Source organism: Bacillus sp. JZ34, assembly GCF_053903205.1.
Genome location: NZ_CP096403.1, coordinates 623,175 through 645,557, shown reverse-complemented (window position 1 = coordinate 645,557; position 22,383 = coordinate 623,175). Strand labels below are relative to the sequence as shown.

The window sequence follows — 22,383 nt, the reverse complement described above, 5'->3', positions numbered from 1 at the left end:
TGGGAAATGATAACTTTTATGTAATGAACATCTTGATGTTATAATATAAACAATTGCAAATCTTTGCCTTAACCAAACCAGCAAAGGGAAGACAGGAGACTCAGAATGAAATTTTTCAAAACTCTTTTTTTAATTTTTTTCGTAGCAGCTCTTATAACCGCCGTTCTTATACTGTTTTCTAAAGATGCGTTAAGCCCGTTAGCCGAAATGCTGCACAGCAGCCATAAGAATGCTGCTGACAATAAAGAAGTACATCAGCCGCTTGACGTCCCGTTGATCAACCAAATGGACTCGCCGAAGCTTTATAACGGCTGCGAAGTCGCCAGCCTGGCGATGATCTTAAACTACAGCGGATATCATGTCACAAAAAATGAGCTTGCCAATGAGGTGAAAAGAGTGCCTCTGCACTATGAAAGCGGCTTAAAGGGAAATCCTAACGACGGCTTTGTGGGAGATATGGAAAACGGACCCGGACTGAGTGTCTACCATGGCCCGATTTACGATTTGGCCTATTCATACGCAGGTACTAAAGCTGTCGATTTGACGGGAAGTGAGCCGGAGAAAATATATGAACAGCTGAATCAGGGAAGACCGGTTTGGGTTATCACCACTGTTCATTTCAGTCCAGTCAACGATATGGAAACATGGAATACGCCGTCAGGTAAAATCGATGTGACGTACAGCGTTCACAGTGTTGCCGTGACAGGCTATGATGAGGATTACGTTTATTTGAATGATCCGTACGGATATAAAAACAGAAAAACAGACAGAGAAAATTTTGAGAAATCATGGACACAAATGGGCAGTCAGGCGATCGTGATCGCCGCTTAAAAAGGCAGATTAACCCCTGCCTTTTTTAGTTCTTTCAACCCCTATTAAAATAAGCCTCTTTACCCTTTCATCACATCCAAAATACAGAAAAAAACCTCATTGCACGTGTTCAATTTACTGTTTTTTCATAATATTCAAATTATTTGTTTACTTTTCAGCAAGCTCGCATATATGATAGTACCGAAATAGGTGTCTCATCTTATTGCAAAAGGTCTAGAAATTGCTTTCATCTAAGGGAGACAAATCTGTTTTGAACAATATTTCATGAGGAGGATGAAAATGATGAAGAGATTAGCAGGTACGGTTATTTTGTCAGGTTTGCTCGTCTGCGGGTTTGGACAGGCTCTGCCCGAAAAAGCCTCGGCCGCCGAGGTCGTTCACAAAACGATCGTAGTCGAACAAGGACAAACGTATGACGGGAAAGGCAAGCGGCTGATTGCAGGTCCGGAGCTGGGGGACGGAAGCCAGCGCGAAGATCAAAAACCGATTTTCAAAGTGGAGAATGGCGCAACGCTCAAAAATGTCGTGCTTGGCGCTCCTGCTGCTGACGGTGTTCACACTTATGGTAACGCTTCTATAAGCAATGTTGTTTGGGAAGATGTCGGCGAAGATGCCCTGACTGTCAAAAGCGAAGGAAATGTCACGATTAACGGAGGATCAGCCCGGCTTGCCGCGGACAAAATCTTTCAGATTAATAAAGCGAGTACATTTACCGTGAAAAATTTCACTGCGGATCAAGGAGGCAAATTCATTCGCCAGCTCGGAGGCTCGACATTTAAGGCAGTGGTCAATATTGATAACTGCACGATTACAAATATGAAAGAGGCCATCTTCAGAACCGACAGCAGTACAAGTTCCGTTACGATGACAAATACAAGGTACTCAAAAGTCGGAAAGAAGTGGATCGGTGTGAAGCATATTACGGAAAGGAACAATCATGAATTTTAACTTTGATTGCAAATAAAGGCCCCCGTTCTTTATTCAGCGGGGGTCTCCAACCTTTTTTCCATTTCTTCTTTTGTATAGATCAGCCGCATCGGATTGCCGCCGACAAAAGCGCCCGGAGGCACATCTTTATGAACGAGCGTTCCGGCGGAAATGACGGCGCCGTCTCCGATTTCGACGCCTGGAAGGATCGTCGTATTGGCTCCGATCATGACTTCATCGCCGATGACAACCTCGCCGAGCCGATATTCTTTTATTAAATACTCGTGCGCCAAAATGGTCGTATTGTAGCCGATCACGGTGTTACGCCCGACGGAGATCTTTTCAGGAAACATGATATCCGGCATGACCATTAAAGCAAATGAGCATTTCTCTCCGATTTTCATCCGCAAAAACGTCCGGTACATCCAATTTTTCATCCCAAGAAACGGCGTATAGCGCGCTGCCTGAATGACGATAAAGTTTTTGACCACTTTAAAAAATGGAACCGTCTGATAGATGTGCCATAAGGAATTGGAGCCGGACACCGGATAGCGCTTCGTTTTTCTCAAGCTTTCTCCACCTCAAGAATGCGAAGGAGATCGCTCATTTGCTGGAGCATAAAATCAGGCTCGTGTTTAGCCAGGCTTTCTTCTCCTTTAATCGTCCACGCAACGCCTGCTGTTTTCGTTCCGGCGTTCTTCCCTGCTAATATATCGTGGTAATTATCACCGATCATGATGGCTTCTTCCGGACGGCTGCCAAGCTTGGAAAGGGCGAGCAAAACAGGCTCGGGATCTGGCTTCGGCCGCTTGACGTCATCCAGCGTCACAACCGTCTCGAAAAAGGCATCAAGCCCCGTCAGTTTAAGCCCCATGATAACGGTGTCCCGCAGCTTTGTCGTGACAATCCCGAGCTTATACCCTTCTTCCGCGAGACGTTCCAGCGTCTCGTAAACCGTCTCATACTCGGTTACCAGTTCATCATGCATCTGATGATTAAATGTCCGGTACATGGTGATCATTTCTTCAGCCTTATCCTTTTGAATGCTTGAGAACGTTTCATAAAGGGAAGGTCCGATGAAAGCAAGGACATCCTCCCGTTTATAGCGTCCCGGTGCATAATGGTCGAGCGTGTGCAAAAATGAGGCGATGATCAGCTCATTTGTATTGATTAGCGTTCCATCCAAATCAAATAAAACCGTATTAACTTTCATACAAAGCTTCCTTTCTGCGAACGGAATAACCCGGCTTTCTCCAGATGCGCGAAATCGCGATCGTCAGCAGAATCGCGGTTACAAGCCTGATCAACAAAAGAGGCCAGACCGGAATGCCGAGCGGGATAAATACCAATGTGTCTTCCACAACCGCGTGACAGGCAACGAGAAAAATAAACGCGATCGTTACATCTCTTTTGCTGACGCCGTCTTCTTCGACCGCTTTGATCATAACGCCGGCCCCATATGCAAGGCCGATCGTCAGCCCGGCAACCATCGTCATTGAGGTGTTCTCTTTCATGCCGAGCATTCTCGTCAGCGGTGCAAACCACTTTGAAAAAGTATGCAGCCAGCCGAGGTCTCTCATATATTGAATGATGATCATCAGCGGTATCACGATGGCTGCAAGCTGAAGGACACCAAGACCCGCCTTGGTGACGGCTTCAAGCGCAATTTCAAGCCAGCCGGAAGGAGCGGCGCTTTTCGCAGAGATCAAGCCGTATTTAGCCGCATCCTGACCGCCGTGCCAGACAAGGTTAATGATAAAGGCCGAAAAAACGGCGAGGCCGATGCGCACAAGCAAAATAAGCCATATTTTAATTCCGACCCTTGATGCAACGGTCGATTCGATAATCAAATTGTGGCAAAACGACAGCATCACCGCTAAAATAAACACTTCTTTAACTGTCAAATCAAGCGTTAAAATCCCCGCAATTCCGGCATACAAGTTCAGCATGTTGCCGAGCACAAGCGGTATCGCCGCTTCCCCTGACAACCCGAAAATTCCCATCGCCGGCGTGATCAGTTTGATCAACCAGTCCATCACCGGTGTGTGCTGAAGCATGCTGACAATCAGCGTGACAGGAAAAATCACTTTTCCGAGTGTCCACGTCGTTTTCAGTCCCGCCACAGCGCCGGCTTTTAAAGTTCCCTTCATTGCTGTCTCCCCTTTGTAAAATCGCTACATCTCCTGATACCGTTTAATCTCTCGCCCTTTGAAACGTCTGTAGGCTATCAGCGCAGCCGCACTGAGGATCAGGACGATTGAAATCACCTGGGCGATGCGAAGGTTCGCCGTCAGCATCAGACTGTCCGTTCTCAGGCCTTCGATATAGTAGCGTCCCATCGAATACCAAATGACATAGATTAAGAACAGCTCGCCTCGCTTTAAATTCGCTTTTCTTAAAAGAAGCAGAACGACGACTCCCGTGAAGCTCCACAGCGATTCATACAAAAAGGTAGGCTGGTAGTACTGCCCGTCGATGTACATTTGATTGATGATAAAATCAGGCAGGTGGAGGTTTTCTAAAAACGCTCTTGACACCGCCTCACCGTGCGCTTCCTGGTTCATAAAGTTTCCCCAGCGGCCGATCGCCTGACCGAGCAGGATGCTTGGAGCAGCAATATCAGCCAGCTTCCAAAACGAAAGCCCTTTGACCTTCGCATAAATGATTCCCGTCAGTACGGCGCCGATCAGTCCGCCGTGGATCGCAAGGCCGCCGTTCCATATTTGAATAATCTGGTCCGGGTGTTCACTGTAATAGCCCCATTGAAAAATGACATAGTATGCCCTTGCACATAAAATCGCAATCGGGATCGCAAAAAGCACCAAATCGACAAAGGTGTCCTTATGCAGCCCCCTCCGTTCGCCTTCCCTGACCGCCAGCCACAAGCCCAGCAAAGCGCCAAGGCCGATGATAATGCCGTACCAATGGACAGCAATCGGCCCCAGGTGAAAAGCAATCGGATTTAAAGGTTCAATCGTTTCATTCATATTGTCAGCTCCTATTCTTCAAGCTCACCATCTTCAATCACATCCGCAAGCTTATGGGTAAATTGCTCAGCGGCATTCAGACCCATTCTCTTTAGTCTGAAGTTCATTGCGGCCACTTCGATGATGACGGCAAGATTTCTTCCCGGACGAACCGGAATTGTCAGCTTCGGAACGTCTGTATCAATAATTTTCATTGTATCTTCTTCAAGCCCTAAGCGGTCATACTGCTTTCCTTGCTCCCAAAGCTCCAGACTCATGACAAGAGTAATCCGCTTAAAGCTTCTGACCGCCCCCGCGCCAAATAACGTCATGACATTGATAATGCCAAGGCCTCTGATTTCCAGGAGATGCTCAATTAATTCAGGCGCGCTTCCGATCAATGTATCCTGGTCTTCCTGTCTGATCTCAACGCAGTCATCCGCCACAAGGCGATGGCCTCTTTTGACAAGCTCCAAAGCCGTTTCGCTTTTTCCAACGCCGCTCTTTCCGATAATGAGCACCCCGACGCCGTAAACATCGACGAGGACGCCGTGAATCGCAGTTGTCGGAGCCAGCTGGCTTTCAAGAAAATTCGTCAGACGGCTTGTCAGGCGCGTCGTCTTTAACGGGGATCGAAGCACAGGCACGCCGTTTTCTTCGGAAGCCTCGATGAGTTCAGGCGGAATCGGCAAATCACGGGAAAGGATGATCGCCGGTGTAATTTCCGTGCATAACGACAGCATCCGCTGCTTTTTTTCTTCCTCTGGAAGCTTTTCAAAAAAGGTAATCTCGGTCTTCCCAAGCAGCTGAACCCTCTCTTTTGGATAGTATGTAAAATAACCAGCCATTTCAAGGCCCGGTCTTGATAAATCGCTCATCGTAATCGGGCGGTTGATCCCTTCTTCTCCGCTGATGAGCTCAAGCTTAAATTTATCCATCACATCTTTTGTTCGAACTTTCGGCACGATTGATGCACCCTCCTCTTCTCAGATGAAGAACTAGACATTCAGCTTTATTCTATCACTTTCAAAATGAACCTAAAACATTTTTTGAAAATGGCCCCCCTTGACACTTCGGTGAAGTCTTCTTTTCCCGGGCTTTCTTTCAAAGCGAAAAATCAGTAGTATGTAAAGAGGAACGCGAAAAGGAAGTGAATAACCGTTGAAATACAATATCCATGATACCACCGTGCTGAACGAAGACATTTTGACCCCGGAAGAAAAAGAGACATGGGTTCTTTATATGAAAGTACTGACCGCTGCCGGCCTGGGGGATGTCTCCGAATGGATGAAGCTCGATCTCAGCATGCCGCAAATGAAAGTTTTAATGCTTCTGAACAACCACGGCACACTGAAAGTCTCTGAAATCGCTGAAAAAATGGGCGCTTCCCTTTCAAATATGACCGGACTGCTGAGCCGCCTTGAACAAGCGAACTTCATCAAAAGAACACATTCCGAGCAAGACCGGAGAACGATTGTTGTTGAACTAACCGAAGATGCAAAGGGGATTTTTCGAAGCCTTTACAAAAAGGGCCACGAAAAGCTCAAAAAGGCGCTACAGAAACTGAACGAACAGGAAAAAACCCAAGTGAATGAAGGCCTTACCATTCTTGAAAAAGCGTTAAAAGCTGACGATGAATAGACAAGCTGCCCGGAAAACGGCGCAGCTTTTTTTGTTGAAAAATTTCTTTTGACAAAACGTGTTTTTTTAAGGATGATTAAAATAGTTCACTCAAAGTGAATTATTCATTTTAAATTAATAAAAAAGGAGGATATATGGTGTGAACCAAAAGTGGGCCGTATTATTATTTACGATCGGCGTGTTTATGGCTGCTTTAGACAATGGCATCATTTCAGCCGCTCTGACGACAATCAACGATTCTTTTCAAGTATCCCCCTCATGGGGAGCTTGGGGCATCACACTTTATACGCTCGGTTTGGCAGTCAGCGTCCCGATCGTCGGAAAGCTGTCTGACCGGTATGGACGTAAAAAGCTGTTTATCATCGAAGTCTTGCTGTTTGGCGCCGGTTCGCTGCTGGTTGCATTGAGCCAAAACTTCCCGATGTTTTTATTGGCAAGGCTGATTCAGTCGCTTGGCGGCGGCGGAATCTTTATTATCGGAAGCTCGCATATTCTCACTGCGCTGCCTAAAGAAAAACAGGGAACCGCACTGGGGCTTTTAGGTGCGATGAACGGCATCGCGGCAGTGCTCGGTCCGAATATCGGCAGCTTTATTTTGGATATGACCGGAAGCTGGCACTGGCTGTTTTTGATCAACCTTCCGATTGCCGCAGTGCTGATCATTCTCAGCGTTCCATTGATGAAAGAAACAAAAGGGGGAACACAGAAGCCGCTCGATCTGGCCGGAACTGTGCTGTTGTCTCTTGGGATTTTAGCTGTGATGTACGGAATAACGAATATAAACGGACAGCACATGTCTGCCGTCCTGTCCGACCCAAAGGTTTACTGTTTTCTTCTGATCGGCTGCGCGCTGTTTGCAGGACTCATCTTTTATGAAAAACGCATAGAACTGAAAGGCGGCGACCCGATACTTGCCTACAGCTTATTAAAAAACAAGGTGTTTCAATGGACGCTTTTTATCGGATTTTTATCCGGCGGACTCTTGGCAGCCGTTATTTTCATTCCTGCATATGCGGAACAATATTTGCATGTCGCTCCTGAAAAAGCGGGGTATTGGATGACGCCTCTGGCGCTGGCTTCAGGAATAGGAGCAGGGCTCGGCGGAATGCTCGCCGATCGGAAAGGACCGGTAAAAGCGGCATGGCTCTCGGGAATCATTTCGTTCGCCGGGTTTTTACTCTTATCCGTCTGGGTGACAGAGAAGTGGGAATTTGTTTTGGCAAGCATTATCGCAGGGGTCGGTTTTGGTTTTCTGTTGGGCGCGCCGTTAAATATGCTTGTATCAGAGGCAGCAAAACAGGATTACGGGACTGCGCTCGGCACATTATCACTCGTCAGGCAGATGGGAATGACCTTGGCGCCCGCTTTGTATGCAGGATATATAACGGCCGGCTACGAAAATATCGGCACACATATCAAACAAAAACTGAATGATGCAGGGATGCCGATAAAAGAATTTACAGGCGGTGAGTCGGACGTATCGCGTCTGAACGAATCACTCAGCCAGATTCCCGATCCAAAAGTCAAGGACATTATAAGCGAAGCGATCCATGAAAGTGTGGGAACGGGGTTTTTTAACCTCTACTTCACAGCCGCCGTCCTTTCCCTTGCCGTCATCGCTTCTGTCAGCATTTTATCGCTTTACAGAAAAAAACAAGCCGACACGGCAACCCGTCTGAAAAAAGATGTGACAAACTAAAAAGCATTTGCTCCCCTTAGGAAAACAAATGCTTTTTACGTTCACAAATGAATACCGCAGCCAGCCAAAAGCCGATTACAGCAATTGGGGGATTTTTCATACCTGACGGCTCAAGTTTCGCTTGCTTTAACTTTATGCCGGCCGGCGGGGGGCTCCCCGACAATTGCCACAGAGCTGAGCCCACCCCGGCGGTTTGATCTATCAAAAAGGATTTCATGCCGTCATCTTTTGTCGTCAATTTCCACATCTGAGATCTGCTTTTGCCGCCGTAATGGTCAGAAGCTGCGGCGTACCAGAAATAGGTTGTGTTCGGCTGTAAATCCTTCCATGTCACTGAAGCCGTCTTTCCGCTTTTCACCGTTTTTGCTTTCCCAATTTCCTTGTTCGAAAAGACATTCAGCTCAAAATAATCGGTTTTAACCTTTTTCTTCCGTGGTTTCAGATCCGTTTTGATGTTGAACTCGTCTTTCGGGCCGAATTGGTGCGGATCATAAAAATTATAGTCGTCAAGATATGGCGAATACGTTTTGACATGGATCGTGTCATGCTTCGGATCTACATGAAGAATTCTTAAATAACCTTGGCCTCCTTCAGGACCGCCCTGATAGTCGGCAAGCATTTGATACACCTTGCGATCCGGCTTGCCGTCCCCGTTATCATCAAGCCTGTCGACTTGTAAGTTGGAGCTGTGATAGTGGCCGCTCAACACAGCGATCACATTCGGATTCCGCTTGATGATCTGTTCAAATATTTTCTCCCCGATTGGACTTCTGCTTCCGCTGACAAGCAAAAACTCGTGAAATGACAAAATCGCTTTTCGATCGGGATGGCGTTTCAGAACATCATCTATCCACTGCAGTTCTTTTTTTCCGATTCCCCACCCCATCGATACCATGATATAGTCGTTTCCCCCGCTGGAGATGAGATCGTAATGCCCTTTGTTATTCTGATAAGACCCGCCGTAATGCGGTTTTTGTTTAAAACGTCTTTCCCCGAAATACCTGCCGAATTTCAAATAAGACCGGTCTTTATGGCTGACATCGTGATTGCCCGCCAGCACGCCGTATGGAACTTGATGGTCGTCGAGAACTTTCATGAACTGGTCGGCGCGCTTCCATTGCAGCGGCTGATCCGCTTCATCCACAAGATCCCCCGTATGAAAGACGTACTGAATGTTCAGCTTATCCTTTTGTTCGGCGATCCACTTGACCTGACGTTCAAAAATGTGCGGATAGCTTTCCGAATAATATTGCGTATCAGACATCCACACAAATGTATAGTCATTTTGCGAAAGCTGAATTTGATCCTGAATGATGATGCTCGCCTTGGATTGACGGATATAATCGGCAGCTTTTATGCTTCCTTTGAGGGTGAAAGGTTTTTCATCCTTTGCAACATGGAATGTCAGCGTCTCCCACCTCTTGCTCGTCCAATTCCAAGCGAACATGGAGACTTTTCTGCCGGGAAGCGAACTGCCTCGCCACCGCACTTCCACCTTGTCGTTCGGCCCCGTATTTTCATCCACTTTGACATCAAAGCGATGGTACGGAAACTTTGTTGTTGATGACGTTTCAAAACCTTTTCCGTCAGGTGCGGACATGCCGCTGCGCTCTTCTTTTGTCATCGCCTTTTCCCCTCTGACCGCAAAGCTTTGCGGAGGTTCCGTCCCGCTTTCGTTCGCTGACACGTCAACGTGCTCTTCGTCTTTTACAGTGTACTGAAACCCTTGATGGAATGACACTTTCATCTTATCTTTGGTCGGGTCCTTGACGCGAACGGCCAGCTTAGCTTGTGTGCTGCCGGGGGCATTTTTGACCTGGGCTGGCTTGTCCGGCTTTTCCTCTTTAATATAAAATGCCTTTTTCACGATTGACAGGTTGCCCGCGCTGTCCTCCGCTTTTATTTTCAGTTCGTGCTTTCCCGCATCCAGGCCGGCAGAAGATATAAAATAGGGAAGCGCTATTTTTTTGCCGTCAAGAACGGCTTTTATGCTTTTCACACCGCTCCATTTATCGTGTGCAGCCGCATTGATCTCAAACGATCCTTTATACGTCCTGCCGTCTTTTAATGACGTTTTGATCTCAGGGCCTGTATTATCAACCGTCACCCTGCGGATGAGCCTTTCTTCGCCATTCTCCGCTTCAACGATGTGCGGCCCTTCATCCCAGGCCCGTGTATGCCATTGACTGGCAAGCGATGTAAACTTGGCTTCCGGAATCGAAAAACGGAATTCATACCATTCGCGCGCCCCTGGACCGTCGCCGGCCGGAAGCTCAGCTTTCGGATCGTCGTACTGCTCATCGCGAATGATGGTCCCATCCGCTAAGATAAGACGGGGATTCTTGAGGACAAAATCATCCCTGTTTTCTTCTGCAGATTGTTCAAATGGGGTTGACTTCGTGCCTGAACGAACTTTAATCGCAAACGGCTTTCCTTTTTTAAATTCCTCCGGAGAAACCGGAACCGTAATAGTCGTATACCGGCGGCGCGAATCGTCAAAAACTTTTTGAACCCTTCTGCCGATCGTTATAGCATTTTTAAAATACAGATTTGTTTGATTGACATCGAATGCAAAGTAGGCTTTTTTTTCAAGCGCTGATTCACCTTTTTTTTGTTCAATTCCGTCAATCCGAATTGTCGTTTCAAAAGGCGGCTTTTCTGCTGTGGCTTTCAACAGCATTTTTCCGGAAACGGTTCCGCCTTCGCTTACATTCAGCCTGAGCCCCTTTAAAATCCGCTGTTCAAGCGGTATCGTTTTCTTTTCAGTCGCCGTAACATTTGATCCATCGCCGGACCGCATATAGTATTCCACTTTTTCTTTGCCAATGAGCTCGGCAAAATAGATATTGTGGCGGTACAAACCGTCATTGCGGCTTTTTTCAACACGGACTTCAGTAAACGGCTCATCATCATTCATACGGTAGAAAAACTGCGCCTGTTTCACTTGCCGATTGTCTTTCATGTCAGCTAAGAGCTGAATCGTTTCACCCGGTTTGACCGCTTGATGATCCGTCATATCATGGATCGCCGGCTTTTCTCTGTCAGGCATGACCGTCACCGTCTGTGAAGGAACCTGCGCCTTCAGGAGCGAACCAGGAGACGGTGTTTCTTCCCCGGCCGATATCATTTTCATATGCTTCGTTCCATCCAGCGGATATCGATAAAGAAGCGCTTTATTTTTAGTGACATCAGTTTTATCCGGCTTGCTTTGATAACGGGCGGATGCGACCTCTTCCCCGCTGTTTGTGCAGATAATCACCTCTCTCGGCGCCGTATTCGCCAGGCCGCTCCCTTTGAGAACAGAAAGCGTTTTGCCTTCACGAAGGTGAACACCGTAATGCTGATTGAAGTCATCTTCCGTCAAATGTCCGTTTGAGCGGTTTTTCACCCAAAACACGTGTGTTTGACCGGAAGGAATCGTCACATCATCGCGTTCAAAAGGCCAGACGGTGTCTGATTCCTTGCCCTTTTCAGGATGCCTGTATTTCATTTTGTAATTGTTCAGATGAACAGCTTTATTGGTATTGTTATAAACTTCAATAAATTCATAGCCGTCCTTTGCACCGGTGTTTGACGTGTCGACAGCCATTTCCGTGATCAACAGCTCCGGAAGCTTTTGTGTATCCGTACGTACGCCTTTCAGGGCGACAGTATACACATCCGTCTTCACAGAGGAACGACCGGCCTGAGCCTCAATGTAATACTGGACTTTGTCGGATGCTATGGATTCGCTTTCCAACTTGGCAATATAGCCGTTCTGTTTGCCCGGCTCTACTTCCATCGGAATCCCCCGATACGGCAATTCGGCATGCTGCTTGTAATACAGAATGACCGTGTCAGCGGCCGCCTCCGCGGAAAAATACAAGTCGTCTCCTTTTTTTACTTGTTCAACAGAAGTATGCCTGATGGCCGGTGAACTAAGCTGAATGTGCTCTTTTTCCGCCGCGGACGATATCGGCATCTGTAAGGCAAAAAGTAAAACTGCGGCCAGAAACAAAAGGGTTTGGCGATTTCTGTACTTTTTCATCGTCTACCTCCCTTTCGTATTTTGCCTTTACAGATCATTTTTATGAAAGAGACATCCGTGCAAAAAAAAGAAGCCTGATGAATCATCAGACTTCAACTTATTTTTTGGACATCGGTTCGATAATTGCTTTTTGAATGAGCAAGTGGAAAACCGACAGGACGATCGACGCAAAAATGGCTGTCCCAAAGCCGTCCAGGTCAAAACTGTCCCCCATAATGGATGCGGTCATATAAAGAGTAATCGCATTGATGATAAACAAAAATAAACCTAAAGTAATCACCGTGACAGGCAGCGTCAAAATCACCAGCACCGGCTTCACAAACATATTTAAGATCGATAAAATCAAACTTGCCGTGATGGCTGCCCCGATGCTTCTGACGTGAACCGAATCAAAGTAACCAGCAATAACGATTAATAATAAGGCATTGACAAGAACGTTTATGATCCATTTCATCATCTGTCGACGTCCCCTTCATTCGGCACTAGGAATACCCAGACAATATAAATCAGCAGAACGGGAACTCCGGTCGAAAATATAAATAATAGAACCGTAATGATTCTCAGCAATGACGCATCCATATTTAAATACTCAGCAAGACCCCCGACGACCCCGGCAATCTTTCTGTCTGTTTCGGATCGAAATAGCCTTTTCATTGTATCACTCCTGTGTATGGTTTAAATGGATCGATCCTGTCTTCGATTCCAAAAAAACAGTCATGCTATGATCATGATTTTGATTTGCTTTTAGATACATTTCTTTCTGGATTGTCTCGTTTTTTTCTTTTAAAATTTCCGCATCTGACAGATCATGAGACAGAGAACCGAGATTGCTTTTCAGCTCCGCTGTCACAGCGCAGTCCCGGGGAACATTCAGCTCTACGCTTCCAGTCGTTGTTTTCACGTATGCCGTCCGGCAGTGCGGATTTTTGACTGTTGCAGCAATATTACCGTTAAAGCTCTGCAGGTCAAGTGCATCGCATGAACCTTTAAGATCGATCAATCCATTGATGGTTTCCGCTTCAATCTCTCCGCAAGTATGGTCGGCGAGTTTGATTTGCCCATTTGCAGTTTCCAATGAAGCTTTTCCTGCCGTGAGAGCAGAGAACGACAGCACGCCGTTCGTCGTTTTGGCGGACAGCTCTTTTACGTTTAAATGTTCCCCTCTGACCGGGCCGTTAAACAGCTTAAAGCGGATTTTGCCGTACTCTTTGTCCGGTATATAGACGGTAAGGTTGGTCTTCATTGTTTTTTTCTCCGTGCGGATCGTGAACTTATCGCCTTCCACACCGCAGTCGATATGCTGGAGAAAAGCCTGCCTTGCTTCATCCTGATTTTCGGCGCGGTACACTTTTGCCTGGCATTCGACTCTGATGTCGGAATCGTTCCATGGTACAAGGTTGACGCTGCCGTTGGCAAGCTGAATATCCAGAGTCGAAAAATCGGAGTCTTTGAACTGGAATATATGCTGAACCTCGAACGAGTGCCCGAAATTCAAATCCAGGTCTGCTTCTTTCACTTTTTTTACAGCGGTATCAATCCATTCGAACAGTTTGGAACCGATTGAAGGCTTCGGTTCTTTTTTCTTTTCGCTGTAGAAGTCTTCCGCATCAATGACATTTTCAGACAGAGCTGTCACTTTGCTCTCCGTTTCCCTATAGTCTTCTTCAAGTTTTTCGATCAGGATCAGCGCCTCTTTCGCAGACAGTTTTCCTTCCTCGACCAATTTTAAAATTCGCTCTTTCTCATGCTTCATGAAAAGCTCCCCCGTTCTCCTTCTTTTAGGCCTGAGTCAGCATTTTAATCCCTTGAACAACGTTCCAGACCACAATAATCAAGCTGATGATTCCGAAAAAAACAAAACCTCCGACCATGAAAATGACCGCCAAATAACCGCCGTCATTAAAGATAAGCGAACCGCTGATCGCGCCTGCTGCCAATATGACTACGCTTATAAACGGAATAATATGCGAAATAAGCGAACGCATCGCATGCTTTTTCGTTTCTTGATCATCTGTTATAAAATACGCAGCGATTGGCAAAATAAGCGGGGCAAAAAAAACGCTAAAATAACAAATTGCAGAAATCAGTGCGTTGTTTCTCGTCATGCAAAACACTCCTTATCGATGTAAAGCGTTCTTGTGAGTCTAATGTACAGTGACCTTATACTCAGTTTACGTGTATCTTGGCCTTTAGGTTTCATTTTCATTCGATCGGCGTGCGTCAAACTTCGCGAATTGATGTTTTTAGATTTTATGAATAGATTCTTTTTTTATAACCCTTTAAAATATGTGGCAAAGCCAAAGAAAAGGAGCGAGCGTTATGAAACAGAAATCGGAAGTACACGCCTCATCCGCCTCCCAGCTTCTTAGTCTGATTCAGGAACAAAAAAGGATGAATCAGGAGATCGTGAACCGATTGGAAGCGATCAACTCCGCTCCTCCGCTTTCCAGCGAAATCCGCTATTTAAAGGTTCTGCTGAACAGCAGCAGCACCCACATTTTAAACAGTATGATTGAAGCGGCCAAACACATCAGCCGGACTGAGCGTTAAACGTTCTCACGAAGTTCGTTTGATATTTCAACCAGATTTCCGTCGGGATCTCTGATATACACCGAAACGATCGGTCCTTCAGCGCCCGTCCGTTCTGCGGGGCCTTCTTCAATCTGAATGGACAGCCCTTCCAGATGACGGATCACATCATCAATGCCTGTATTTGTGATGAAACACAGGTCCAGGGAGCCGGGCACCGGGTGCTGTGCCTTCGGCTCAAATTCTTTTCCGGCCTCGTGGAGATTTATTTTTTGCCTGCCGAATGTCAGCGCTTTTCTTCCTTCTCTAAAAGTGACCGCATCCATCCCCAACACACGGCTGTAAAATTCGCATATCGCTTCAAGGTCTTTGACCGTCAGGACCAGATGATCAATCCGATCGATCTTCATCACCCCACCCCCCTTTATGGTTTGTTTTTTACGTTATAACAGCTATTGAATAAAAGAGCAATGAAAATCTTTTGAACAAAGCTTGCCGCTGATCATTCGGCCATTGAAAAAGCCGCCGACGTGAGATCGGCAGCATGTTATTTACGGTCTGACAGCTTCTTTTTCCTGAAGCCGCTTTTTCATTCTGTTTTTGTCGCGTTCAATGATCGGTTTTAAATAATGGCCGGTATATGACCCTTCAACTTTCATGACTTCTTCGGGCGGTCCGGAGGCCACGATCGTCCCCCCGCCGTCTCCTCCTTCAGGGCCCAAATCGATCAAATAATCAGCTGCTTTTATAATATCGAGATTGTGTTCGATTACAAGCACGGTATCTCCATTATCGACCAGGCGCTGCAGAACGGCCAAAAGCCTTGCGATATCATCGACATGCAGTCCTGTCGTCGGCTCGTCCAAGATATAGAGTGATCTTCCCGTTGAACGGCGATGAAGTTCAGATGCCAATTTGACCCGCTGCGCTTCTCCCCCGGAAAGCGTTGTAGCCGGCTGTCCGAGCGTAATATAGCCAAGCCCGACATCATAGAGGGTCTGCAGCTTGCGCTTGATTTTCGGGATGTTCTCAAAAAATTGAACGGCATTTTCGACCGTCATCTCAAGCACGTCAGAAATGTTTTTACCTTTGTATGTGACCTGAAGCGTTTCACGGTTGTATCTCTTTCCGTGGCAAACCTCACAAGGAACGTATACATCGGGCAGGAAGTGCATCTCGATTTTGATAATTCCGTCGCCTTTGCAGGCTTCACAGCGCCCGCCTTTGACGTTAAAGCTGAAGCGCCCTTTTTTGTATCCTCTGACTTTCGCTTCATTCGTCTGGGCAAACACGTCACGGATGTCATCGAACACGCCGGTATATGTGGCCGGGTTTGACCTCGGCGTCCGGCCGATCGGAGACTGGTCGATGTCGATCACTTTATCGAGGTGCTCGATTCCTTTTATTTCTTTGTATTCTCCCGGTTTTGCCTTCGCCCGATGCAGCTTCTGAGCCAGCGTTTTGTGGAGAATTTCATTGACGAGCGTGCTTTTCCCTGATCCCGATACCCCGGTGACAGCTGTGAACACGCCGAGCGGAAACTTCACGGAAACATTTTTCAAGTTGTTTTCCTTTGCGCCTTTTACCTCGATAAAACGGTTGTCAGGCTTCCTTCTCTCGGCAGGAAGAGGAATGAATTTTTTCCCTGAGAGGTACTGCCCTGTCAGCGATTGATCATCGTTCATCACTTCTTCCGGTGTTCCGGCAGAGATCACTTCTCCCCCGTGTACGCCCGCGCCGGGTCCGATATCAATTAAATAGTCGGCGGCAAGCATCGTGTCCTCGTCATGCTCGACGACGATCAAGGTGTTTCCGATATCCCTCATGTTTTTGAGCGTATCAATCAGGCGGTCATTATCGCGCTGATGAAGACCGATTGACGGCTCATCAAGAATGTAGAGGACACCGGTCAGCCTTGAGCCGATTTGCGTTGCAAGCCTGATCCGCTGCGCTTCTCCTCCCGACAGAGTGCCGGCGGCACGGCTGAGCGTCAAATAGTCAAGCCCGACATTGTTCAAAAATCCAAGGCGCTCTTTAATCTCCCGCAAAATGAGGTTGGCGATCTTCATGTCTTTTTCCGAAAGTTCAAGTTCACGGAAAAATTGAAGGGCGTTAGAAACCGACATTTCGGTTATTTTGCCGATATGAAGGCCGTTTACCAGTACGGCGAGGGATTCCTTTTTCAGACGGTAGCCTTTGCATGAAGGGCACGGCTGATTGGCCATGTATTTTTCCATCAGTTCCCGAACGTAATCAGAGCTCGTTTCTTTATAGCGCCTTTCGATATTGCGGATGACGCCTTCGAACTCAATGTAGTTTTCCCGGACCTGTCCGAAGTCGTTTTCATATCTGAAATAAATCTGCTCGTCTCCGCTGCCGTAAAGGATTTTTTCAAGCTGGTGCTTCGGCAGCTCCCTGACCGGAACATCCATATCGATTCCATAATGGCTGCATACCGCTTCAAGCAGCTTCGGATAATACTGGGAGCTTTGCGGTTCCCAAGGTGCAATCGCATTCTCCTTTAGCGACAGCTCATCGTTTGGAATGACGAGCTCTACATCGACTTCCAGCTTGGACCCGAGGCCGTCGCAGCTCGGACACGCGCCGAACGGGCTGTTGAAAGAGAACATTCTCGGCTCCAGTTCACCGATTGAAAAACCGCAGTGCGGGCAGGCATGATGTTCACTGAAAAGCAGCTCTTCCTGTCCGATCACATCGATGATCACGCGGCCTTCACCGAGGCGGAGCGCCGTTTCGAGCGAGTCTGTGAGACGGGCTGCTACCCCTTCTTTTATAACGATACGGTCGACGACAACTTCAATCGAATGCTTTTTATTCTTTTCGAGCTCGATGTCTTCTGAGAGGTCGTTCATTTCGCCGTCGATCCGGACTCTCACATAGCCTTGTTTTCTGATTTGGTCGAGCACCTTCACGTGCGAACCTTTTCTTCCCGAGACGATCGGCGCGAGCACCTGGATCTTCGTGCGCTCGGGATATTCCAAAATTCTGTCCGTCATCTGTTCGATCGTTTGCGAGGTAATTTCAATCCCGTGAACCGGACAGACCGGCTTTCCGATTCTGGCAAACAGCAGCCGGAGATAATCATAGATTTCCGTTACCGTTCCGACTGTCGACCGGGGGTTCCGGCTCGTCGTTTTCTGATCGATGCTGATCGCCGGCGACAGGCCTTCGATCGCATCGACGTCGGGTTTGTCCATCTGTCCTAAAAACTGGCGGGCATATGCGGAGAGAGACTCGACATAGCGCCGTTGCCCCTCTGCATATATCGTATCGAACGCAAGGGATGATTTCCCTGATCCCGAAAGACCTGTCAGCACGACAAGCTGGTCCCTCGGAATAGAGACATCGATATTTTTCAGGTTGTGGGCCCTTGCACCTTTCACCTCAATTCGTTTCGTTGCCATTCTCCATTCATCCTTCCGATTTTAACTCTAGGAGCAAGTCGCGAAGCTCAGCGGCACGTTCAAAGTCAAGCGCTTTTGCGGCTTCCTTCATGTCGTTTTCCATTTGAGCGATCACTTTTTCCCGCTCTTTCTTCGTCATCTTCGAAAGCTTCGGCTCCTCTTTTGCTTGATATTCTTCCTGCTCTTCAGCAGCATGAGTTGCCCGGATGACGTCCCTGATCTTTTTGTTGATCGTTTTCGGCGTAATGCCGTGTTTATCATTATAGGCCTCCTGCTGTTCGCGGCGGCGCTTCGTTTCATTGATTGCGATTTCCATTGAGTTGGTGATTTTGTCGGCATACATGATCACGCGGCCTTCGGCATTTCTGGCGGCGCGGCCGATTGTTTGAATGAGCGAACGCTCAGACCGCAAAAAGCCTTCTTTGTCTGCATCAAGGATGGCGACAAGTGAAACCTCCGGGATATCGAGTCCTTCCCTCAGCAGGTTGATGCCGATGAGAACGTCATGCTTGCCGAGGCGAAGGTCGCGGATGATCTCGATCCGCTCCAGCGTTTTAATCTCGGAATGCAGGTACGTGACCTTGATTCCGATTTCTTTCAGATAATCCGTCAAATCCTCGGACATTTTTTTCGTCAGCGTAGTGACGAGGACGCGTTCATTCCGCTCGATTCTCTGCTGGATTTCGCCGATCAGATCATCGATCTGCCCTTCAATCGGCCTTACCTCAATGATCGGATCGAGCAGCCCCGTCGGCCGGATGATCTGCTCTACCATTTCAGGCGTATGCTCAAGTTCATAAGGGCCCGGCGTAGCCGACACATACACGATGTTGTGAATGTGCTTTTCAAACTCTTCAAACCTGAGCGGACGGTTATCCAAAGCGGAAGGGAGCCTGAATCCGTGATCGACGAGAACCTGTTTCCTCGCCTGGTCTCCGTTGTACATTCCTCTGATCTGCGGCATGGTGACATGCGACTCGTCTATGACCATCAGGAAATCGTCCGGAAAGTAATCGAGCAGCGTATATGGAGTCGAACCTGCCGGACGAAGCGTCAAATGTCTTGAATAGTTTTCGATGCCCGAGCAAAAGCCCATTTCGCGCATCATTTCCAAATCGTATCTCGTCCGCTGTTCCAGACGCTGGGCTTCAAGGAGCTTGCCTTCTTCACGAAGCGCTTTAAGGCGCTCTTCCAGCTCCTCTTCAATGTTTATGATCGCTTTCTTCATCTTTTCTTCCCGCGTGACGAAGTGGGAAGCCGGGAAGATCGCGACGTGTTCCCTCTCCCCTAAAATTTCGCCTGTCAGGGCATCCACTTCCCTGATTCGTTCGATTTCGTCGCCGAAAAATTCAACCCGGATGCAGTGCTCATCCCTTGAAGCCGGGAAAATCTCGACGACATCGCCGCGCACTCTGAATGTTCCGCGCTGAAAGTCGATATCATTCCGCGCATATTGGATGTCAACGAGCTTTCTGAGCAGCTCATTTCGCTCGATTTCCATTTCCGCTCTGAGCGAGAGCACCAGTTCCCTGTATTCCTCCGGGGAACCCAAGCCGTAAATACAAGAAACACTCGCCACAATGATGACATCTTTGCGTTCAAAAAGAGCAGACGTGGCAGAGTGCCTTAATTTATCAATCTCATCGTTAATGCTGGCATCTTTTTCGATAAATGTATCAGTCTGAGGCACGTAAGCTTCAGGCTGGTAATAGTCATAATAGCTGACAAAATATTCGACTGCGTTGTTTGGGAAAAATTCCTTAAACTCGCTGTACAGCTGTCCGGCGAGCGTTTTGTTGTGGGCGATGACGAGAGTCGGTTTGTTGACTTCTTTAATCACGTTTGACATCGTAAACGTCTTTCCTGTACCGGTCGCCCCCAAAAGCGTCTGATGCTTTCTGCCTTCATTGATTCCTTTGACAAGCTGATCAATCGCTCTCGGCTGATCCCCCTGGGGCTGATAATTCGAGACTAATTCAAAGCGGTCTTTCACAAAAAAGCCTCCGTTTCTTTACGAAATCTTCCTGCTTATTATTTTAACACACCCGAAGTAAAAATACGAACTAAAGTTCGGTTTCTGTGTTTTCCCACAAAAGCCGGCCCTTCCTGATCTATCAAAAAACCCCTCCTTTTTGTCATCAAAAGCAGGGCTTTACGGCAATCATTCTTACGATTTCTATGAGTCTTCCTTCTTTTCGCCCGCCTTTTTCGCCGCATAGAGTGAACCGGCCACGAGCGAGACGATATCAAGTCCTACAATAAAAAAGGTTTCCGTATAACCTTTTAAATATGAAGCGAACAACAGCGCTGCGGTCAGCGCAATCCCGACGTAATGGTTATAGGTCACCCTTGTAAAAAACAAGACAAGCAAGAAAGGAAATATCAGTGCAAAAACGGCTTTTGTAAACACAAAAACCCTCCTCACGTTTCTTGATCTTATTCGATTATATTAAAGAACAAAGAAACGGACAAACATGGACACTCATTCATTTTGTCCATTATCATGCCGCGTTATTCGGAATCAGACGTTAAAAGGCGAAAAAGAACGAGATTCCGGCTGCCAGGAGGTTCGGCATGGCGAAAACGGCGAGTGCGTTTGCCAGTTTGCCGTTCCACTCCCTGTGCTCCTTCGTTTCCGAATCGTGATTTCCCTTGAACCGGTCACCGCTGACAAATACGCCGGAACATAAAGCAGACAGCAGAATTGCGCCTAGTCCGGCGGATCCCGAAACTTTGAAAATCAACGTCCAATCCCCGGCCGCAGCCGAAATCAATACAGCTATCAAACAAACAAAAACACCGGCGAGAAAAGCCTTTTTCATCAATCATTCTCCTTCAATCGGTTCTATCCATCATCCTAGCGGAACGTTTTGTAAAAGACAACCAAAAAGATTCCCTAAAAGGAAAAGCAAAAGCGCCCGAAAAAGCGGCGCTTTATTAACATCAATTATTCTGTTTCTTGTGAGGCGGCTGCCTCAGCGTGCTTCATCGCCGCATCCTCTTCTTTTACAAAGATGATGCCAAGCTCATGATGCTCTCCTTCATATGAAGCTCTTTGTTCAAAACGAATTTCATTGTTTAAACCGACGACTTCAAGTTTGAAGAAAGCACGGTTCTTTTGAAGCGCTTCGTAGAAGTCCGCCGTATTTTTCACTGAAATCCCGTTAACCTTCGTGATGATTTCGCCGATCTTGAGACCGAGATCGGCTGCCGGCGTGTTCGGAATAATGCCGAGCACCACGAGCCCCTGGTCTCTCTTTGAAAAATGGAAAGGGGCGGAATTATCGTTCATCCGCTGTTTCCATGATAAAAAGGCCCTTCCTGCGATCGCCGCTCCGGCGGCAAGAGCGGCAAGCGGCGTCCACCATACGCTTCCGGCCGCGAGCAGCAGAATGATAATACCAAGCACGCTGATGCGCTTCGCTGTAATTTTAATGCTTTCAATTGGAAGCGATCCTTGAACTCTTTGGCCGAAGCCGATGAAATAAGGAATCCAGAGGAGCTCAAAGCCTCCGTTAAATGACAGAACGGGCCACCACGGAACCGATGATTCGATCGCATGTCCCGGAATGAGAATGAACAACGGCAAAAGCCAGGTTCTGCCCGCAATCTGCTGGCCGATCGGGAGCCCCCTTTTGCTCATAACGATCGCAGGGGAAGTTTTGATATGTGCCGTTTTGTAGACGAGCACTCCTTCCGCTACCAACAGAAGTCCGAGCAAGACGGCAGCAGCCGGCCAATTCGCGAGGGACAGCTGTGGAAGTAATGCGTCAAGCGCTCCGAAACCGGTGTATTCGATACATAAACCGACGACGATGCTCACGCCAAGCGTATATGCCGCTGACAGCAGACTCTGTCTGAAAGTTAAAGCTGCGGCAACGCTGACCGCCGCTATTAAAACCAGCATACCCATCGGCAGATACAGCCCTAAGCCGAACGAAACAATGGACAGCACGAGTCCTGCCAAGAGTCCTTTGGAATATGTAAACTTAAACTCGTCATAAATATCTTCAATACGCGTATGAAACGTCTTTCTTTCACGTTTGATCCGGGCATAGCCGTAAGCAAGACTCATGATCATCATAAAATAGAAGAGCGGGTGCAGAAAAAACAATCCTGCTCCTTTTAAAAGTTCAATTAAGCTTTCTTCAACTGACAAGGGAACGTTCACCGCCTCAGCCAAGCATTTCAGGCCGCCTTAAATACGGCAGCTTTTTAACGTTGGATATTTTAGGGAAACCCAGCTTGTCTAAAGCGTCGGCACGAGGAAATGACGTGCGGCCGTTCAGGCGGGATGCCTGAGCCGTCAGCCGCAGAAACTTTCGTCATGATGCTTTA

The 22,383-nt window shown here is 47.5% G+C and carries 21 protein-coding genes; 5 read left to right on the top strand and 16 right to left on the bottom strand.

The genetic code is table 11. The annotated features are described in order from the left end of the window. Positions 1–105 precede the first annotated feature (105 nt). Positions 106–831, top strand: coding sequence for a C39 family peptidase (locus M1D90_RS03115; protein ID WP_026580157.1), 726 nt, complete (start codon positions 106–108; stop codon positions 829–831). A gap of 279 nt (positions 832–1,110) precedes the next feature. Next, positions 1,111–1,779: a pectate lyase gene (locus M1D90_RS03110; RefSeq protein WP_081320859.1), complete on the top strand. Its 669-nt coding sequence runs from the start codon at positions 1,111–1,113 to the stop codon at positions 1,777–1,779. A gap of 29 nt (positions 1,780–1,808) precedes the next feature. On the opposite strand, the gene M1D90_RS03105 is transcribed toward M1D90_RS03110, so the two are convergent. The 5 genes from M1D90_RS03105 to hprK are packed head-to-tail and all read right to left on the bottom strand — an operon-like array spanning position 1,809 to position 5,689. Beyond that, positions 1,809–2,327, bottom strand: coding sequence for an acyltransferase (locus M1D90_RS03105; RefSeq protein ID WP_023856365.1), 519 nt, complete (start codon positions 2,325–2,327; stop codon positions 1,809–1,811). Continuing rightward, positions 2,324–2,971, bottom strand: a complete 648-nt coding sequence (gene ppaX, locus M1D90_RS03100) for a pyrophosphatase PpaX (RefSeq protein WP_025810719.1) — start codon at positions 2,969–2,971, stop codon at positions 2,324–2,326. Before ppaX ends, M1D90_RS03105 begins: the two co-directional genes overlap by 4 nt. Continuing rightward, complete coding sequence (locus tag M1D90_RS03095; RefSeq protein ID WP_026580159.1) at positions 2,961–3,908, bottom strand: nucleoside recognition domain-containing protein; 948 nt, start codon at positions 3,906–3,908, stop codon at positions 2,961–2,963. The genes ppaX and M1D90_RS03095 overlap by 11 nt, the downstream gene beginning before the upstream one ends. A gap of 24 nt (positions 3,909–3,932) precedes the next feature. After that, positions 3,933–4,745, bottom strand: a complete 813-nt coding sequence (gene lgt, locus M1D90_RS03090) for a prolipoprotein diacylglyceryl transferase (protein WP_020453077.1) — start codon at positions 4,743–4,745, stop codon at positions 3,933–3,935. An 11-nt stretch (positions 4,746–4,756) separates the two neighbouring features. Next, positions 4,757–5,689 (bottom strand): HPr(Ser) kinase/phosphatase, encoded by a 933-nt coding sequence (hprK, locus tag M1D90_RS03085; RefSeq protein ID WP_020453078.1) that lies wholly within the window; start codon positions 5,687–5,689, stop codon positions 4,757–4,759. Between the two features lie 196 nt (positions 5,690–5,885). On the opposite strand from hprK, the gene M1D90_RS03080 reads away from it, so the two are divergent. After that, the gene (locus M1D90_RS03080; RefSeq protein WP_023856369.1) at positions 5,886–6,365 is read left to right on the top strand and encodes a MarR family transcriptional regulator; all 480 of its coding nucleotides are present in this window, start codon (positions 5,886–5,888) and stop codon (positions 6,363–6,365) included. Positions 6,366–6,549: 184 nt separating this feature from the next. Further along, positions 6,550–8,064 (top strand): MFS transporter, encoded by a 1,515-nt coding sequence (locus tag M1D90_RS03075; RefSeq protein WP_238548684.1) that lies wholly within the window; start codon positions 6,550–6,552, stop codon positions 8,062–8,064. Positions 8,065–8,080: 16 nt separating this feature from the next. Here the strand turns inward: M1D90_RS03075 and M1D90_RS03070 are convergent, their stop codons facing one another. The 5 genes from M1D90_RS03070 to M1D90_RS03050 form a co-directional block, all read right to left on the bottom strand. After that, the gene (locus tag M1D90_RS03070; RefSeq protein WP_456283126.1) at positions 8,081–12,091 is read right to left on the bottom strand and encodes a metallophosphoesterase; all 4,011 of its coding nucleotides are present in this window, start codon (positions 12,089–12,091) and stop codon (positions 8,081–8,083) included. 97 nt (positions 12,092–12,188) lie between these two features. Next, the gene (locus tag M1D90_RS03065; protein ID WP_023856370.1) at positions 12,189–12,548 is read right to left on the bottom strand and encodes a phage holin family protein; all 360 of its coding nucleotides are present in this window, start codon (positions 12,546–12,548) and stop codon (positions 12,189–12,191) included. After that, on the bottom strand, positions 12,545–12,745 hold the full coding sequence (locus M1D90_RS03060; protein ID WP_020453083.1) for a PspC domain-containing protein: 201 nt from the start codon (positions 12,743–12,745) through the stop codon (positions 12,545–12,547). Before M1D90_RS03060 ends, M1D90_RS03065 begins: the two co-directional genes overlap by 4 nt. 4 nt (positions 12,746–12,749) lie before the next feature. Further along, a complete protein-coding gene (locus M1D90_RS03055) occupies positions 12,750–13,844 on the bottom strand; it encodes a DUF4097 family beta strand repeat-containing protein (RefSeq protein ID WP_020453084.1) in 1,095 nt (364 codons plus the stop codon). Positions 13,845–13,869: 25 nt separating this feature from the next. Beyond that, on the bottom strand, positions 13,870–14,196 hold the full coding sequence (locus tag M1D90_RS03050) for a DUF4870 domain-containing protein (RefSeq protein ID WP_020453085.1): 327 nt from the start codon (positions 14,194–14,196) through the stop codon (positions 13,870–13,872). A 214-nt stretch (positions 14,197–14,410) separates the two neighbouring features. Between M1D90_RS03050 and M1D90_RS03045 the strand changes: the two genes are divergently transcribed. Continuing rightward, entirely contained in the window at positions 14,411–14,641 is a 231-nt protein-coding gene (locus tag M1D90_RS03045) for a hypothetical protein (protein ID WP_026580162.1), read from the top strand. On the opposite strand, the gene M1D90_RS03040 is transcribed toward M1D90_RS03045, so the two are convergent. From M1D90_RS03040 to M1D90_RS03015, 6 genes are all read right to left on the bottom strand, one after another. Further along, the gene (locus tag M1D90_RS03040; RefSeq protein ID WP_456283125.1) at positions 14,638–15,030 is read right to left on the bottom strand and encodes a VOC family protein; all 393 of its coding nucleotides are present in this window, start codon (positions 15,028–15,030) and stop codon (positions 14,638–14,640) included. The genes M1D90_RS03045 and M1D90_RS03040 overlap by 4 nt on opposite strands. 141 nt (positions 15,031–15,171) lie before the next feature. Next, complete coding sequence (uvrA, locus tag M1D90_RS03035) at positions 15,172–18,045, bottom strand: excinuclease ABC subunit UvrA (RefSeq protein WP_020453087.1); 2,874 nt, start codon at positions 18,043–18,045, stop codon at positions 15,172–15,174. 7 nt (positions 18,046–18,052) lie between these two features. After that, positions 18,053–20,038 (bottom strand): excinuclease ABC subunit UvrB, encoded by a 1,986-nt coding sequence (gene uvrB, locus M1D90_RS03030; RefSeq protein ID WP_025810713.1) that lies wholly within the window; start codon positions 20,036–20,038, stop codon positions 18,053–18,055. A gap of 183 nt (positions 20,039–20,221) precedes the next feature. After that, complete coding sequence (locus M1D90_RS03025; protein WP_020453089.1) at positions 20,222–20,455, bottom strand: CsbA family protein; 234 nt, start codon at positions 20,453–20,455, stop codon at positions 20,222–20,224. Positions 20,456–20,573: 118 nt separating this feature from the next. Beyond that, on the bottom strand, positions 20,574–20,867 hold the full coding sequence (locus tag M1D90_RS03020) for a DUF5316 domain-containing protein (RefSeq protein WP_020453090.1): 294 nt from the start codon (positions 20,865–20,867) through the stop codon (positions 20,574–20,576). A gap of 125 nt (positions 20,868–20,992) precedes the next feature. Beyond that, positions 20,993–22,228, bottom strand: a complete 1,236-nt coding sequence (locus M1D90_RS03015) for a PDZ domain-containing protein (RefSeq protein WP_081691837.1) — start codon at positions 22,226–22,228, stop codon at positions 20,993–20,995. Between the last annotated feature and the right edge of the window lie 155 nt (positions 22,229–22,383).